We start from the raw sequence: 15,271 nt of genomic DNA, 5'->3' as shown, positions 1-15,271 counted from the left end.
TTTCGGTTATGTTAACAGTTGAAGCTTTCTCCCTAAATATTATGATTGCGGCTCTTGCACCTTTATTAGGGGCATTTACATTGCTTTTTTTATTTATTTTTGAAAAGCGAATTGACCTGCTGGAAAAAAAAACACGGGAAATTGCTTTAGAAAGAGAGCTGCAAACGGCCCTTTACAACCAATTGAATCAAGAGATTCAGCCTCATTTCTTTTTTAACACATTAAATTCGATATTAAGCTTAGCAAGGCTGGATCGAAAAACAGAATTAATCCGATCGATTGAGACTCTATCAAAGCTGCTTAAATTTAAATATCAAACAAATAACGCTTTTATTACTATCGATGAGGAAATAACCTATGTCAATTATTATTTAGAAATACAAAAAATACGTTTTCGGGACAGGCTGCATTATGAATTTTCAATCGATCCAAATGTAAACCAAGCCATTACCATCCCGTTTATTATTCAAACCTTTATCGAAAATGCTTTTAAACATTCTTTTGAGAAATATGTTGGTGAAGCCTTTTTAAAAACAACCATTGAAAAACGGGAAAAAGACATCCTTATCACAGTATGGAACAATGCGGTTGAAGGTCCTGAGGAACTGTCACTGGAAAGAGGACTTGGTTTAGAAAACATTACAAAAAGGCTAGAGTTGTTATTCCCGGATGGTAAAACATCTGTACAATTAATCAACTTAGACAATGGGACAAGTGTTTTAGCTACTTTTCCATTTATACTGAAATCTGAAATTTAAGGAAGGTGAACATTACGAATGAATATCCTGCTAGTTGATGATGAACCGCTAGAATTAGAGCAGCTCGAGTATTTAATCCTTAAAAAATTTCCCAACTGGAAGATTTTCAAAGCTCAAGATGCTTCCATAGCACTCCAAATCGTTAAGCAGCATGACATCTTTCTTGCATTTCTAGATATTCAGATTCCTGGGAAGAGTGGATTGGATTTAGCTAAAGAACTAACAAAAACGTATACGATTGATATTATAATGGTTACTGCTTTTCAAAATTTTGAATATGCTCAAACTTCGATAAGACTTGGGGTCGTTGATTACATAACCAAACCAATTATTGAAGATGAATTAATGGGTGTATTAAGCAAGTATGAAAGATTAGGGCGTTACTCAGAGCAAATTGTAAATGCGATTAGCATTATTCATGCGGAATATAGTGAAAAATTAACGTTAAATTATTTGGCTTCAAAAATTCATATTAATGCTGCTTATTTAAGCAGAAAATTTCATGAGGAAGTTGGGATGGGCTTTTCCGAGTATTTAAACGAGTTTCGCTTAAAGGAAGCTCAAAGAATGCTTGTTGAGTACCCTGATTTAAGTATTAGTACGGTTTCTGAAAGGTGCGGTTTTAACAGCCAGCATTATTTCAGCCAAATTTTCCGAAAAATGACAGGACAATCACCAAGGGATTTTCGCTTAAGGGAGACATTCCATTGAAAAATAATGATTATCAGTTATATATCAGTGGTGCCATTAAACTCGGGGTAAGCTTTGGAGTTGTTAGTTTATTAGCTCGATGGGTAACAGGAAATACAATCCTTTCCTCTCCCGAAACCTTGATTAAATATGGTCTTATCGGTGGAATTGGATACTCACTAGTGGGGGCGCTATCCTCTATTTTATTTGGATTTTTAGCAAAAAAAATCCGTGACAATTACCCTGGTCAGCACACGATTGGAGATGTTTTAAGACAAAAATTAACACCAAGCGGATATTGGTTCATGATAACAGTTCTTATCCTTACATGCTTTCATTCCTTATTTGTCCAAGCATGGGGCGCAGGAATTCTTATCCATATGATTTTTCCGATTCCTCATTTTATTGGGTTATTGCTTTTTTTAGCTTTTTGTTTTTTTATCGGAGGAGCCGGAGGCATGCAGCGCCTTCACCAGGTGGCTGGTGTTAATGTCACCCTTATTTTTGCAACCGTCATTATTATCCCCGTCTACTTTTATATTCAGGAAGGGGTTTATCCTGTTTATGACGGAATTAAGCTATATCATCCTTATTTATTGTATATAAAGAACACGGATGCCTATTGGTTTATTTTTACAGCAATCTTTGTCTTTTTTGGTCAAATTTTGATTGACCGTGCATCATGGCAAAGAATGTTTATCATTCAAAAAGAAAAGGTTCAAATAGCCTTTACCTTAACAGGATTAATTTGGGCAACCATCCCACTGGCTTTATCCTCCTTGTTAATGATTACAATTTTCGGCAGAAGTTTTGAAAATATTTATTCCTTGTTCTCTGAATTAGTCAACAGAATCCAATCATCAATACTAATCGTCCTATTTGTTGTCTTTATTTTTTGTTCAATTGCTTCGGCCCTCAGCGCAGAATTGCATGCAACAACTACCCTTTTTGTAAAAAATATAATGGAAATGTTTTTTACTCTAACAAACGAAGAGAAATGGAAATACACCTATATTTTTTCAGGGGCAGTATGTATATGTTTACTTGTAATCGTCAGTATTCTTACTCCCAGTCCGCTCACGCTATTATTTTTCACTGGGAATATTTATGCGGCGATGATTAGCCCAATTTTATATATCATCCTTAGTAAAGGTGTTCTTCCATTCATAGTCCCCTTTTCATCCTTTATTGGAGCTATTGGAGGCTATATTTTAGTAACGAGAACAGAAGACTTTAAAGGAATATGGCTTAGCTTTACGATTTCAACAGTTCTTTGTTTACTTGTCTTAATCTATAAAACAATAACAAGAAATAATAGTAAGGTACTATAGGGGGGCGGTTTGTTTGGGAAAAAGTCATGCACTAATCGAAAATCAAGCCCATTATAGCCCAGATTTATTACCAACTCCATCTGAGGCTAGAACATGGAAGATAGGTCAATTTTTCTCAATCTGGATGGGCTCTGTTCATAACGTGCCTTCCTATGTAACAATTGGCGGATTCTTTGCATTAGGCTTATCTATTTGGCAGGTATTCTTTATCATTATCTTTTCTTCCATATTACTATCAGTCATGATGGTATTGAATGGGCATGCTGGCAGCAAATATGGAATTCCATTCTCTATTCTGCTACGTGCAAGCTATGGAAAAAAGGGTGCTCTCTTTCCGGGGGTCCTAAGAGGCGTTATTGCCGCAATTATGTGGTTTGGTCTTCAAACCTATGCAGGCAGTCTAGCCATTAGTATTTTAATAGGGGAATTTTGGCCAGAGTATTTATCTTTAGGTGGTGGTTTTAACTTTTTCGGACTTAACCTTTCTGGCCTCCTTTCCTTTCTACTCTTCTGGATTATTAATGTTTTATTCATTTTTGCTGGTATCGATCGATTAAGCAAGTTAACAAAAATTGTATCCCCATTAATTTTTGTGGTTTTTGGCGGAATGGCTATCTGGTCCATCAAACTCGCGGGTGGAATTGAACCAATAATAAACTATAGTTCAAGAGGGGTCCAAGGAAATAGTATTTTCGTTTTCATAAGTTGTGTTTCGGCAATTATGGCAACCTGGGTTGCACAAATTCTAAGTGTGTCTGATATTACTAGGTTTTCTCGTTCTAATAAAGATCAGTCAATGGGACAGATTTCTGGGTTGTTTATTACGTATTTATTATTTGCTGTAGCAAGCATTTCAATCATTGTTGGTTCAGAGATTGCTTTTGGAGTTCCGATTTGGAATGTACTTGAAGTGGTGGATCGATTCGATAGTAGATTTGCCATTACCCTTTCACTTCTAACGATTTGCTTATCAACTTTATCAGTTAATATTGTTGGAAATATCATACCCGCCGGTTATCAACTTGCTTCTCTTTTTCCAAAAAGACTGAATTTTAAAACAGGAGCTTTAGCTGCAACCATTATCGGTATACTTATTATGCCTTGGAAGCTAATGGAGAACCCGACAAGCATATTCGCCTTTTTAAATATTGTAGGAGGATTGTTAAGTCCCGTCATTGGTGTGACGCTGACGAATTATTTCCTAATTTGTAAAAAAGAAATTAATTTACAAGAATTATATTCTAGTAACCACAATCGATATTCAAACGGGATTAATTTCCCCGCTATGCTTGCAACCATCTTCGCAGGCATAATAAGCTTAATGGGTAATTTTGTCCCCTTACTTGGTCCGTTAACAAGTATTTCTTGGTTTACTGGGATATTTCTAGCCATTCCTTTATATTTAGCTTTAAATTATTTTAATAAGCAATTTGAATTAAACGCAATAAAGGAATAGAAAGAAGAGGCTTAATCTAAATGGTTGTCACTTACCAACCATTAGAATCAGCCTCTCTTATTATTTATTGGTTATTTAATTGAAACATCATTAAGTTCTAAATATCCAGCTGCACTAATTCTAAATCCTTCTACATTTTTTGAAATGGCTGCTAAATTTTCTATAACACGGACAGGAATAAAAACTGCATCTTCCATTTCTAATTCCTGTGCTTTCCTATAAAGCTCCTTACGTTTTTCTTGATCCTCTTCTTTACGAGCAGCTTCTATTAAACCATCAACCTCTTTATTACTATAAAAGAAAGTATTCCCAGCTGCTCCTTTTGAAGCAGTATGGAAGAGATTATATTGGTTATAATCAGCGTCACCGGTAGCGTTTCTCCAGCTGCTGATAAACATTTGTGTATCTCCATTATTTCTTTGCTCAACGAATGCCCCATTTTCCATTACCTGTATCTTTACATCAATACCAATTGTTTTCAATTGTGATTGAAGTACCTCTGCCAGATTAATTCTTTCCTTGGCATCCATCGTCAGCAATGACGTTTCAAAACCATTCGGATAACCTGCTTCAGTAAGCAATTTTTTTGCTTCATTTAGATTATATTCATAAGCCTTCAAACCTTTATTATATCCAAATACTTGAGATCCTAAAAGGGAATTGGCTTTCTTTCCGATGTTGTTAAAGACCCCTTTAATAATCGTATCCATTTCAACAGCATGTGAAATTGCTTTACGGACACGAACATCATTAAATGGTTCATTCTCATAATTAAAGCCGATATATTCAGTACCAAATCCTTCGCTACGATAGACTCCCATTGTTTGCGAAGCTTCTACTGTGTCCTTCATCGTTACAGAAAGCGGTTCAGCTATATGGGCTTCACCTGTTTCAATCATCGAGATTCTTGTTGTTTCTTCAGGCACAATTTTAAAAATAACTTTATTGACCTTCGCTTTATCACCAAAATATTGATCATTTTTAACTAATACAATTTCTTGGCCTGGAGTCCAGGATTCAAATGAAAATGGTCCGGTTCCATTTGGTTCATTAATGATGTTCTTGCCAAACTTCTCAATCGTTTTAGGACTAATAATTCCCCCCTCATGACTAGCTAGGATGGAGAGTAAAGGTGAAAACGGCTCATTTAAGATAAATTGAACGGTATAATCATCGATGATTTTTACTTCATTTACCATTTTAAAGACACCTGATCTAGGAGCACTAACATTAGGATCTAAAAGTCTATTAAAATTAGTTTTGACAGCGCTTGCATTGAATAGTGTTCCATCATGGAATTTCACATCTTCTCTTAGTTTAAATTCCCAGGTTATATCATCCACCTGTTTCCATGATTTCGCCAATAATGGCTGGATTTGAGAATCTTTATCCCTTGCTGCCAAGCCCTCATAAACTTTTCCATGGGTTATACTTGCTGCATTGATCGTATTCATAAAATGATGATCTAAATTCTCTGCGTCTGATAAACGAACAATTACCAAGGTACCGCCATTCTTCGCTTTATCTCCCTGTTCAATTCCAGTTGTCCCGGCATTTTTATTTGTGGAACAACCTGAAATCACCATAACGATTAGTAGTACTAGAAAAAATTTTCCGATATTTAATTTTTCTTTCATGAACTCTCCTCCTAGTTTCATCTGATTTTTCAGCTAATCTAATTGTAAAAAATATTCAGATTATTTTTATCGAAAATCTTTACTTCAATTTTCGTTATCTTTACTACTTTTAGTAGTTTCTTGTCGTCCTAAAAGTCTACTAAAAACACTATCAAAAAAGAGGATGAAAAAATCCATCCCCTTTATCATTGAATTACCGTTAAATGAATAATTATTTAATGCAAAGAACCACAAACTACGTTACCTTTATAGATAACTGCTATACGTTTTGATCGTCTAGCTATTGCCTCTGCCGCACAGCTGGCTTCTACAAGGACGATATTCGCAGCATCACCTGCTTTGGGCCATAACTGGTTCCCTTCCTTATCTAATAGAGTTTTTCCACCTGTAATATACTTTAACGCTTGACCAAGTGAAACCTCATCAGTCCATCTAAATCGTTCAAGCAGACGTCCAGCCCTCTCCAGTACATCACCATTTCCTGTAGGCCACCAAGAATCAAAGATATTATCGTTCCCTACGGCCACATCCACTCCACATTCATTTAATAGGTTTACCGGTGGAATATTCCGTCCAATTGGAAGGCTGGTCACAATAGAGATTCCTGCTTCTCTTAAAATTCCTGCCATTTCAATTGCTTCTTCTTTCGAGACATCTCCTAATCCGAACGCATGGCTGACTGCTACTCTTCCTTCCCACCCTGCTTGTTTGGTTAAATAAGCAAGTCGTTTCATTGTGAAAGTTCCTAAGTGACCAGGGTCATGTAAATGTAAGTCGATATCAGCATTTCCTTCAACAGCCAAATCAATCAATTGTACTAATGAGGCTTCTATATTATTATCCACCGTTGCCGGATCAACAGCCCCTACAATCCCTGCACCGTTTCTTACTGCTTCTCTTACTAGTTGAACAGTACCAGGACGCAGCAAGCCATGCTGGGCAAAGGCAACAATTTCTGCACTTAGCCTATTAGAATATGTTTCTAGTGCATGCCCGACACCTTCCAAATTGTGCAATCCAGCTTCCGGATAGATATCCACGTGGGTTCTTACATGGGTTGATCCATAAGACAGTAATACTTCCAGCAAAGCTTCTGCACGTTGCTGTGTGCTGGAAGGAATGGATGCTAGAATGTTTTTTTCTATTTCACATCGTTCAATAACACCTGAAGCGGGGATACAAGCCCGCCAATCCTCACCCATGTATGTCTTATCTAGATGAACATGCTTTTCAATAAATGAGGGAAGCAGGAGCAAACCCTTTGCATTCTTTACAGGCAGTTCACTTCCAATAGACACTGAACCTTTGATTACTTTTTCGATTTTACCATCCTCTATTAATAAGTGAAATAGTTCTGTTTTTGTTCCTGCTACTCTATCATTTTCTTTTATATATCCCGTTTCTAAGCGGGCATTTGTTAACCAATAAGTACGGCTCATATTAAAACATCCTTTCTATTACTGTTACAAGATAAAAGGGCGTATCCACTTGGATATCCCTCTTATAATTTTTCCTATTTGATTGAAACTTCATTGATTTCTAAATAACCAGATGGGCTGATTGCAAAGCCTTGGATATTTTTGGCTACAGCAGCTAGATTTTCAATGACCCTTACTGGAATATATACGGCATCTTCCATTTCTAATTCTTGTGACTGCGCATATAGTTCAATACGTTTATTTGGGTCTTTTTCTTTACGGGCAGCATCAATTAAACTATCCACCTCTTTATTACTATAGAAGAAGGTATTTCCAGATGCTCCGTGAGAATTGGTATGGAAAAGGTTGTATTGATTATAATCGGCATCACCGGTTGCGTTTCTCCAACTGAGGATAAATATCTCAGAATCCCCGTTGTTTGCCTGCTCAACGAACGTACCATACTCTAAGACTTGGATATTTACTTTAACACCGATTCCTTTTAACTGTGATTGAAGGACCTCCGCCATATTGATTCTTTCTTTGCTATCCATAGTTTTTAGTGTCGTATCGAATCCATCTGGATAGCCGGCTTCAGCTAGCAATTTCTTTGCTTCATTAAGGTTATATTCATAGGCTTTCATAGCAGCATGGTAGCCAAAGACCTTTGAGCCTAATAATGAATTCGCCTTTTTACCAACATTATTGTATACACCCTTTATAATCGAATCCATTTCAACCGCATGAGAGATTGCTTTACGAACACGGACGTCATTAAATGGTTCTTTTTGAACGTTAAAGCCAATATACTCTGTACCAAATCCTTCACTGCGGTAAACGTCAACTGCTGACGAAGCTTCTACAGTAGACGTCATGGGTACGGAGAGTGGCTCAGCAATATGGGCTTCTCCAGTTTCAAGCATAGAGATTCTTGTTGTTTCTTCTGGAACTACCTTAAATACAACTTTATCAACTTTAGCCTTTGTTCCCCAGTACTCCTTGTTTTTCTCAAAGACAATTTCTTGACCAGGAGTCCAAGATTCAAAAACAAATGGACCTGTTCCATTCGGTTCATTGATAATTTCTTTACTGAACTTCTCAATCGCTTTTGGACTAATAATACCGCCTTCATGGCTGGCTAGAATAGAAAGTAATGGTGAAAATGGCTCGGATAAGATAAATTGAACTGTAAATTCATCCACTACCTTTACTTCTTTTACCATTTTAAATACAACTGCTCTTGGTGAACCAACATTTGGATCTAGCAGTCGGTTAAATGTCGCTTTTACAGCATCTGCATTAAAGGCAGTTCCATCATGGAACTTCACATCTTTTTTAAGATTAAATTCCCATGTTAAATCATCAAGCTGTTTCCAGTTTTCTGCAAGCAAAGGCTTAATTTCGGCATTTTTATCACGTCCTACAAGCCCCTCATAAATTTTGCCATGTGTAACACTTGCGGCGTTGATCGTCGACATGAAATGATGATCTAAGTTCTCGGCATCAGACAAACGAGCTATAACTAATGTACCCCCGTCATTTGATCCAGAATCGCCGTTATTTTCCTTTGTACTGACGTCCTTTTTAGTAGAACAGCCGGTAATAACGATTGCTATAAGCATGACTAGTAAGAATCTTCCTAATCTCCATTTCTCTTTCATGGCCTCTAACCCCCTGAATATTTTTATTAAGCATATGCGCTTGTCTAATTATAAAAAATATTCAGACTATTTTGTTTCGAAAATATTTACTTTATTTTTCAATATCTTTACTTCTTTTCAAAATTAGATGAAATCCACGATTTTAAACGATGAAGAAAGCAGTTCATTTTCGGGAAGCTGCTGATAATCTCTTTCCAAATATCCTTTTCTCATTTTGTTAAAATATCTTTGACCTTTGGATTTGATTTCTTCTAAATCCAGATCAGGGATTTTCCGGTCTTGCATAACCACTCTGCCGTTAATAATCGATAATTTAACATCCCTTCCTGATCCACTTACGATTATTGTACGAATCGGATCATCAATCACACCCATATGGAAGCCGTCTAAGTCAATCGCAATAATATCTGCTTTCGCTCCTATAGCAATCCTTCCAAGGTCATCCCTTCCTAGGAAGTTAGCCCCGCCGAGAGTTGCCGCACGATATAAATCAGCATAGGTGGAGTCCTCCACATCTTTTTCGATTAATCGTGATAGCATGCTTCCAGTGCGAATGTTCTGAAACATATCTGGAGGAAAAGTATCAGTCCCCATTGCTAAATTAATTCCTGACCTTTTATATTTGGCAAATGATTCTAACATTGAAGCATGTCTTCCGATAATTAATGGACAATGGATTACTGTTGTATTAGTTTCTGTTAGCAAAGCTATATCATCACCCTCACCCGCGAGTGCTTCACTATAACCGGCAATAAAATGAGCATGAGGAATTCCGGTTTTTGGTCCTAAAAAACCAAGATTATACAAATATCGTATAGGTGTTACACCGTGTTTCTCAAGTATTGTGTGATATTCAAAGCTCCCCTGTGCCGCATGAAGTTTGATTGGAACACCTAATTTTTCACTATAATATTTAGTCTGTTTCAGGCTTTCTTCCGTTTGACACTCAATTCGTTCAGGTGCCAGCATTCCTTTAACCAATCCATTATAGGCATCATCAAATTCTTCCACAAACTTTACCGCCCGCTTGAGTCCTGCTCTCCCAGCTTCTTCATCCCAGTAAAGCTTAATCGTTCCATCTGGCTCCACAACTCTAATCCCAGATTGATAACTTGGTCCTAAATAGATTCTTAATCCTAATCTTCCGGCATGATTGGCTGCTGCGGCTAGTTCCTCATATGTTTCTGCCCATTTTTTATAAAAAACTGATGTAATCGGCATCGCAGTAGTAACCCCATGAAGAATCAACTGAGAATAGGCATAGAGTGATTTAAATGCTTCTTCTTCCGCTGTCATGACTTCATGATGTCCGTTTTCAACATAACTCTTTGACCAGAGCAGATTTTTCTGTTTGTCGCTGCTTGCTTCTAAATGAAGGATATCGTGATCAATATCCCCTAGTGCATTTAAATCGATAAATCCTGGACTAATGACCGCATTTCCAGCATCAATGACCTCATCCACTTCTCTAGGATAGCTTTTTCCAATATAAATAATTGTATCGTTTTCATAAACAACCTCTGAATCTTCTAAAATTACATGATCATCTCCATCAAAACCAATCACATATTTTCCCTTAAGCTTTGTTACCATTTTCATTCTCCTTTCAATCTAGTAATACTGTAATCTTCTTCGTTATATCGCTTTTCATCGATATAGCCGCGAGCATGACCCCAAAAATACTTGGCTAGCTGCATATATTTTTCGAGTCCGGCACGCTTGATGGTTGAATTGGCCTCTTCATTAGCCTCATGTAACACTGTGGTTTCATCAACGGTATGGACCTTACGACCTTCCATAATAACCCTTCCATCAACAATCACATGGTCGACATCATTAGCAACTGCTTGATATACCAAGCGATGGATATGCATAAATTCAGGAGTTAAATGTGGCTGGTTAAGGTTAACGGTAATCACATCGGCCTTTTTGCCGATTTCTATTGAACCGAGTTCATCGTCCCAACCGATGCACTTCGCGGCATCAATCGTAACCATTTCTAATAGTTTTCCAGGCGGTAAATAATATTCATCTCTTAGAGCTGATTGGTGAACAAATTGTGTTTTTCTCATTGCCTGAAACATATCAAAGCTAGTACATGGTGATGTCCCATCTGTTGAGATAGCCACCGTTACTCCCAGTTCAATTAACTCAGGCACCGGAGTTCGCGCACTAACCTGGGTTATACCTGGAGAGGCACTCACATTCGTACCTGTATCCGCCAATATCCTTGCCTCATCGAATGAAATTCCACGGCAATGCTGAAGGTGCACATCTGGACCTAACAAAGCATTTTCCCAATCATGGACAGCAAGATGAATCATCCCGCCAAAGGCATCAGAATGGATCCGTGTTTTATACTTCCTTGCAATCTCACGGATTCTTTTTGCTTGAAAAAGATCATGATCCGTTAACCCATAAAGCCTCGCTGGTGACGTTGGACCAGATGGTTCGACAGATGTTACGATGACAAATGGGGTTATAAAGGCACGGGTCCGGTCTTCATTGGCATGATTCAGTGCTTCAATGACAGCTTCGGCTCCTTGCAGCACTTCTTCGTATGTTACTTCTTTCGTAACCCTTTTACCATCCACCCAACGGCTGAATAAATGTGGCCATGGCGGATTGCATGGACCAGTACAAACAACTTCTCTTACACCAACTTCTGCGTATGCTTTCGCATGATTGATTGCGAAGATCGGATCATCAGATCGCGGCATAGACCCTAAAACAGATACCCCCGTCGTAATACCAGCTTTTAATCGCTCAATTGCAGAAAGCTTTCCTTCGTAGTACCAAAAATCATCGGTAACAAAATGCTTATACGTATTCGTCATAATGGGCATCCAGAAATCAGTATTATCCATCGCAATGGTCTTAAACATCGAATGCCCGCCATGACCATGCACATCGATTAATCCTGGCAGAATACAATGGTGACTGCAGTCAATCACTTTCTTCGCCTCAAATTTTGACGCTATATTTTCTGTTAAACCGATATCAATAATTCTGCCATCGTTAATAGCAACAGCACCATCTTGAAGAATTCGCCTGCTGGCGTCCATTGTGATAACAGTACCGTGAATTAGCAGCAAATCAATCATTTTTTTCCTCCCAATCCACCAATTCAGGTGTAGTTTCTACAATTTTTGATTGTTAGATTAATTATAGAAAAAGAATCCCGGAATTATTTTCGGAATTATTACTCTTTTTTAAACTTTTTCTACTTCTTTTCTACATCATATTTACTTCAAATATCCTTTTGTTTAAATTAAATGAAAGAACTGAGTGGGAATCTTTACAGAGGGGCTGCATGAAAATGAATGTCTTATTACTTGATGATGAACCATTAGAAATAGAACAACTAGAATACTTGTTGCAATCTGAATTTCCTTCATGGAAATTTTTTAAGGCTTCCGATGCGAGTCAAGCACATATCATTAATCTAAATCATGAAATTGATTTGGCTTTTTTAGATATTAATCTTCCAGGAAAATCAGGCCTTGAATTTGGGGAGGAACTGCGACAAAGCAATAAAGATGTAGAAATCATCATGGTTACTGCCTGCCAGGATTTCAGCTATGCTCAGCAATCAATTAGAATTGGGGTTGCTGACTATTTAACTAAGCCTGTTATCGAGAGTGAATTGCTAAAGATTCTATCAAAGTATAAAGAACATCAATTATCCCAAAATTATTCCAGCTTAATTCAATGCTCGCTCAAGGCCATTCACGAAAAGTTTGCTGAAAAGGTCTCACTTTCAGATATCGCAAATGAGGTTCATGCTAACCCTACCTACTTAAGTCGGAAATTTCACGAAGAAGTAGGTCTATCTTTTTCGGCGTATTTAATTCAGTATCGTATCCATATGGCGAAAAGGTCTTTAATAACTAATCCAAATTGGACCATAGCGGATATAGCAGAAAACTCAGGATTTAGCAGCCAAAACTATTTTAGTACTTTATTTCGAAAAATAGAGGGACTTTCGCCAACAGAATTTCGGGAGAATGAAAAAAAGTAAATAACAATAATAAAAGCAAAGTCCAGCACTTTTTTACTTAGTGCCAGACTTTGCTTTTATTACATATAATTACATACAACAAGCTTCATTTAGCTGTTTGACAATGTGAGTACCTTGTTTTTCGTTAATCGCATCTTTTAAACTTTCTGGGTTTGTAATAATTACTCTCTTCCCACCATTTTCCAGAAAATTTAGGCTTGCCTCGATTTTTGGCAGCATACTGCCTGGTGGAAAGTGGTTTTCAAGAACATATTGTTTTGTCTCTTCTACCGTAATTTTTTCTAGAGCTAGTTGATTTGGTTTTCCAAAATTAATATATACTCTTGGAACACCAGTTGTAATGATTAAAGTCTCTGCATTGACTTGTTCCGCTAAAAGACTGGTAGCAAAATCCTTGTCAATTACCGCATCAACACCTAAATATGAATTATCTCCTGTCTTTACAACAGGAATGCCCCCGCCGCCAACTGCAATCACAACGTATCCAGCATCTACCAATGAATTAATCGCTTCTTTTTCAACAATATCAATTGGTTTGGGTGATGGAACCACTCTACGATAACCACGTCCGGAATCTTCTACAAAAATCCATTCAGGATGTTCCATTTTCATCTCTTCCGCTTGTTCTAAAGTAAAGAATGAACCAACCGGTTTTGTTGGATTTTTGAAATTCGAATCATTAATGTCAACTTCAACTTGGGTAATGATGGTTGCAACTTTTTTATTTATACCTCTTTTAGTAAATTCATTTGTTAAGGCTTGTTGAATTTGGTAACCAATACCACCCTGTGTATCAGCCACACAATTGACAAGGGGTACATCAGGCATATTGGCAATTTCGTTTGCAATTTCGGACCTTCTAAGTCCAAAACCAACCTGTGGGCCATTCCCATGTGTCACAACTACATTGTACCCTTCTTGAACCATATCTGCGATATTAACGGCGGTTTCTTGAACGGCTTCATATTGATCTTGAACAGAGTCGCGGCCATTGTCCCGGACTAGAGAGTTCCCACCAATAGCAACAATAACCAATTTCCTCATCGGTTTACCTCCTGTGATTCTAATTGTTGTTTTAATAGTTCCAGTGATAGGTTCTTATGCAATTGATATAATGGATTGGCTGGGTCGTTGGCAATTGCATTTTCAATTGCCTCAATCGCTTCTTCATGCCTACCAAGTGATCTCAAACTGTTTGCCTTATGGAAGGAAAAATCATATCTGTGTGGCTGAAGTGCTAAAAGCTTAACCATTTCGCCTACAGCTTCCTCATGTCGGCCAAGTTCTCTTAGATAATTTGATTTATGGTAACGGTAAAAGGTTTCATTATGGTCTAATTCACATACTTTGTCATATTCAACAAGTGCTTCCTCAGGTTTTTTCATTAACCTTAAGCAATTAGCGGTATAGAAATAAAAATCAAGATCATTCGGATTAATCACTAACGCCTTTTTAAATTCTTCGAGTGCTTCATCATAACGCTTTAGTTCTTGCAAAGAATAGCCTTTGTAGAAATAAAAATCTAGATTATTTGGATCTGTCTCGATGGCTTGATTCATTTCTGAAATTGCTTCTTCATACTTATCATCTAAATATAAAGCTTTTGCTCTTTTTATATTTTGATTTTGTTCAACATACTCATTGGTAAGGATCTTTACTACTTTTTCATGCTTCAATTCTTTGGCATGCTGAAGTGAAGACTTTCCATCCCTATCTGGTAAATTCACATCTGCACCAGCTTTTACTAGTAATTCAATGATCATGGAGTATAAGCGGCCTCCGTTACCCAAAATTACTGACTCTAAAAGAGCCGACCAGCCTAAATTATTGGCATGATTGACAGGGATACCAGCTTCTAAACATCTTTGTACGGTTTTAAGATAGCCTTTTTCACTCGAAGGTAATAATGCAGTACCGCCAAATCGATTTACACTTTTTAAATCTGCTCCATATTGGAGCATCGCGCTTAAAATTTCATGAAAACCATTTGCACCAGAACAAATAAATGGTGTTAATTGTGTAATATCCCTTGTGTTTACATCACTTCCAGCTTCTAATAGGAGTTTAACAACTGAAAGTTGATTTTTCTGTGTAGCAGCCATCAAAGCTGTTCGGCCTTCTGCGTCTTTAAAAGCTACGTCAGCTCCGTTTTCTATTAATTGATTTACAGTATCTATATCTCCACGTTCACTTGCTAGGATTAGCTCTGTGTTTTGATTCATCATAAACATTCTCCCCTTTAACGATCGATTCGTAATAAATAAATTTCACCTTTGAAAGCCTGACGAGCTTTAACTAT

At 37.3% G+C, this 15,271-nt stretch carries 12 protein-coding genes; 5 read left to right on the top strand and 7 right to left on the bottom strand.

The genetic code is table 11. The features are described from left to right. Nucleotides 1-8 precede the first annotated feature (8 nt). Genes ACIQAA_RS12835 through ncs1 form a run of 4 tightly spaced genes read left to right on the top strand, consistent with a single transcriptional unit; the run spans nucleotide 9 to nucleotide 4,235 of the window. Entirely contained in the window at nucleotides 9-758 is a 750-nt protein-coding gene (locus tag ACIQAA_RS12835) for a sensor histidine kinase (protein WP_402619796.1), read from the top strand. A gap of 18 nt (nucleotides 759-776) precedes the next feature. Then, complete coding sequence (locus tag ACIQAA_RS12830) at nucleotides 777-1,469, top strand: response regulator transcription factor (RefSeq protein ID WP_402619793.1); 693 nt, start codon at nucleotides 777-779, stop codon at nucleotides 1,467-1,469. Continuing rightward, entirely contained in the window at nucleotides 1,466-2,779 is a 1,314-nt protein-coding gene (locus ACIQAA_RS12825) for a sodium:solute symporter family transporter (protein ID WP_402619790.1), read from the top strand. The genes ACIQAA_RS12830 and ACIQAA_RS12825 overlap by 4 nt, the downstream gene beginning before the upstream one ends. 13 nt (nucleotides 2,780-2,792) lie before the next feature. Beyond that, nucleotides 2,793-4,235 carry an NCS1 family nucleobase:cation symporter gene (gene ncs1, locus ACIQAA_RS12820; protein ID WP_402619787.1) on the top strand — a complete coding sequence of 481 codons (1,443 nt, stop codon included), beginning with the start codon at nucleotides 2,793-2,795 and terminating at the stop codon, nucleotides 4,233-4,235. Nucleotides 4,236-4,306: 71 nt separating this feature from the next. Here ncs1 and ACIQAA_RS12815 read toward each other — a convergent pair whose 3' ends face one another. From ACIQAA_RS12815 to ACIQAA_RS12795, 5 genes are all read right to left on the bottom strand, one after another. Beyond that, nucleotides 4,307-5,872 (bottom strand): glutathione ABC transporter substrate-binding protein, encoded by a 1,566-nt coding sequence (locus ACIQAA_RS12815; RefSeq protein WP_402619784.1) that lies wholly within the window; start codon nucleotides 5,870-5,872, stop codon nucleotides 4,307-4,309. A gap of 215 nt (nucleotides 5,873-6,087) precedes the next feature. Beyond that, complete coding sequence (locus tag ACIQAA_RS12810) at nucleotides 6,088-7,311, bottom strand: amidohydrolase (protein ID WP_402619781.1); 1,224 nt, start codon at nucleotides 7,309-7,311, stop codon at nucleotides 6,088-6,090. A gap of 74 nt (nucleotides 7,312-7,385) precedes the next feature. Beyond that, nucleotides 7,386-8,951: a glutathione ABC transporter substrate-binding protein gene (locus ACIQAA_RS12805; protein ID WP_402619779.1), complete on the bottom strand. Its 1,566-nt coding sequence runs from the start codon at nucleotides 8,949-8,951 to the stop codon at nucleotides 7,386-7,388. A gap of 123 nt (nucleotides 8,952-9,074) precedes the next feature. After that, nucleotides 9,075-10,544: an amidohydrolase family protein gene (locus tag ACIQAA_RS12800; protein ID WP_402619776.1), complete on the bottom strand. Its 1,470-nt coding sequence runs from the start codon at nucleotides 10,542-10,544 to the stop codon at nucleotides 9,075-9,077. 2 nt (nucleotides 10,545-10,546) lie between these two features. Then, a complete protein-coding gene (locus tag ACIQAA_RS12795; RefSeq protein WP_402619773.1) occupies nucleotides 10,547-12,055 on the bottom strand; it encodes an amidohydrolase family protein in 1,509 nt (502 codons plus the stop codon). 215 nt (nucleotides 12,056-12,270) lie between these two features. Here ACIQAA_RS12795 and ACIQAA_RS12790 point away from each other — a divergent pair, with 215 nt between their 5' ends. Next, nucleotides 12,271-12,972, top strand: coding sequence for a response regulator transcription factor (locus ACIQAA_RS12790; RefSeq protein WP_402619770.1), 702 nt, complete (start codon nucleotides 12,271-12,273; stop codon nucleotides 12,970-12,972). Between the two features lie 69 nt (nucleotides 12,973-13,041). Here the strand turns inward: ACIQAA_RS12790 and arcC are convergent, their stop codons facing one another. Next, nucleotides 13,042-14,016, bottom strand: coding sequence for a carbamate kinase (gene arcC / locus ACIQAA_RS12785; protein ID WP_402619767.1), 975 nt, complete (start codon nucleotides 14,014-14,016; stop codon nucleotides 13,042-13,044). Further along, nucleotides 14,013-15,197 carry a tetratricopeptide repeat protein gene (locus ACIQAA_RS12780; protein ID WP_402619764.1) on the bottom strand — a complete coding sequence of 395 codons (1,185 nt, stop codon included), beginning with the start codon at nucleotides 15,195-15,197 and terminating at the stop codon, nucleotides 14,013-14,015. The genes arcC and ACIQAA_RS12780 overlap by 4 nt, the downstream gene beginning before the upstream one ends. Nucleotides 15,198-15,271: the final 74 nt, after the last annotated feature.

The organism is Neobacillus sp. NPDC093182 (assembly GCF_044754045.1).
Note: the sequence above shows the minus strand (reverse complement) of the source record. Positions and strands in the feature narration are given on the sequence as shown.

Coding starts and splice junctions, on each gene's coding strand:
- ACIQAA_RS12835 (WP_402619796.1), top strand. CDS start 9: ATGTTAACAGTTGAAGCTTTCTCCCTAAATATTATGATTGCGGCTCTT.
- ACIQAA_RS12830 (WP_402619793.1), top strand. CDS start 777: ATGAATATCCTGCTAGTTGATGATGAACCGCTAGAATTAGAGCAGCTC.
- ACIQAA_RS12815 (WP_402619784.1), bottom strand. CDS start 5,872: ATGAAAGAAAAATTAAATATCGGAAAATTTTTTCTAGTACTACTAATC.
- ACIQAA_RS12810 (WP_402619781.1), bottom strand. CDS start 7,311: ATGAGCCGTACTTATTGGTTAACAAATGCCCGCTTAGAAACGGGATAT.
- ACIQAA_RS12805 (WP_402619779.1), bottom strand. CDS start 8,951: ATGAAAGAGAAATGGAGATTAGGAAGATTCTTACTAGTCATGCTTATA.
- ACIQAA_RS12800 (WP_402619776.1), bottom strand. CDS start 10,544: ATGGTAACAAAGCTTAAGGGAAAATATGTGATTGGTTTTGATGGAGAT.
- ACIQAA_RS12795 (WP_402619773.1), bottom strand. CDS start 12,055: ATGATTGATTTGCTGCTAATTCACGGTACTGTTATCACAATGGACGCC.
- ACIQAA_RS12790 (WP_402619770.1), top strand. CDS start 12,271: ATGAATGTCTTATTACTTGATGATGAACCATTAGAAATAGAACAACTA.
- arcC (WP_402619767.1), bottom strand. CDS start 14,016: ATGAGGAAATTGGTTATTGTTGCTATTGGTGGGAACTCTCTAGTCCGG.
- ACIQAA_RS12780 (WP_402619764.1), bottom strand. CDS start 15,197: ATGATGAATCAAAACACAGAGCTAATCCTAGCAAGTGAACGTGGAGAT.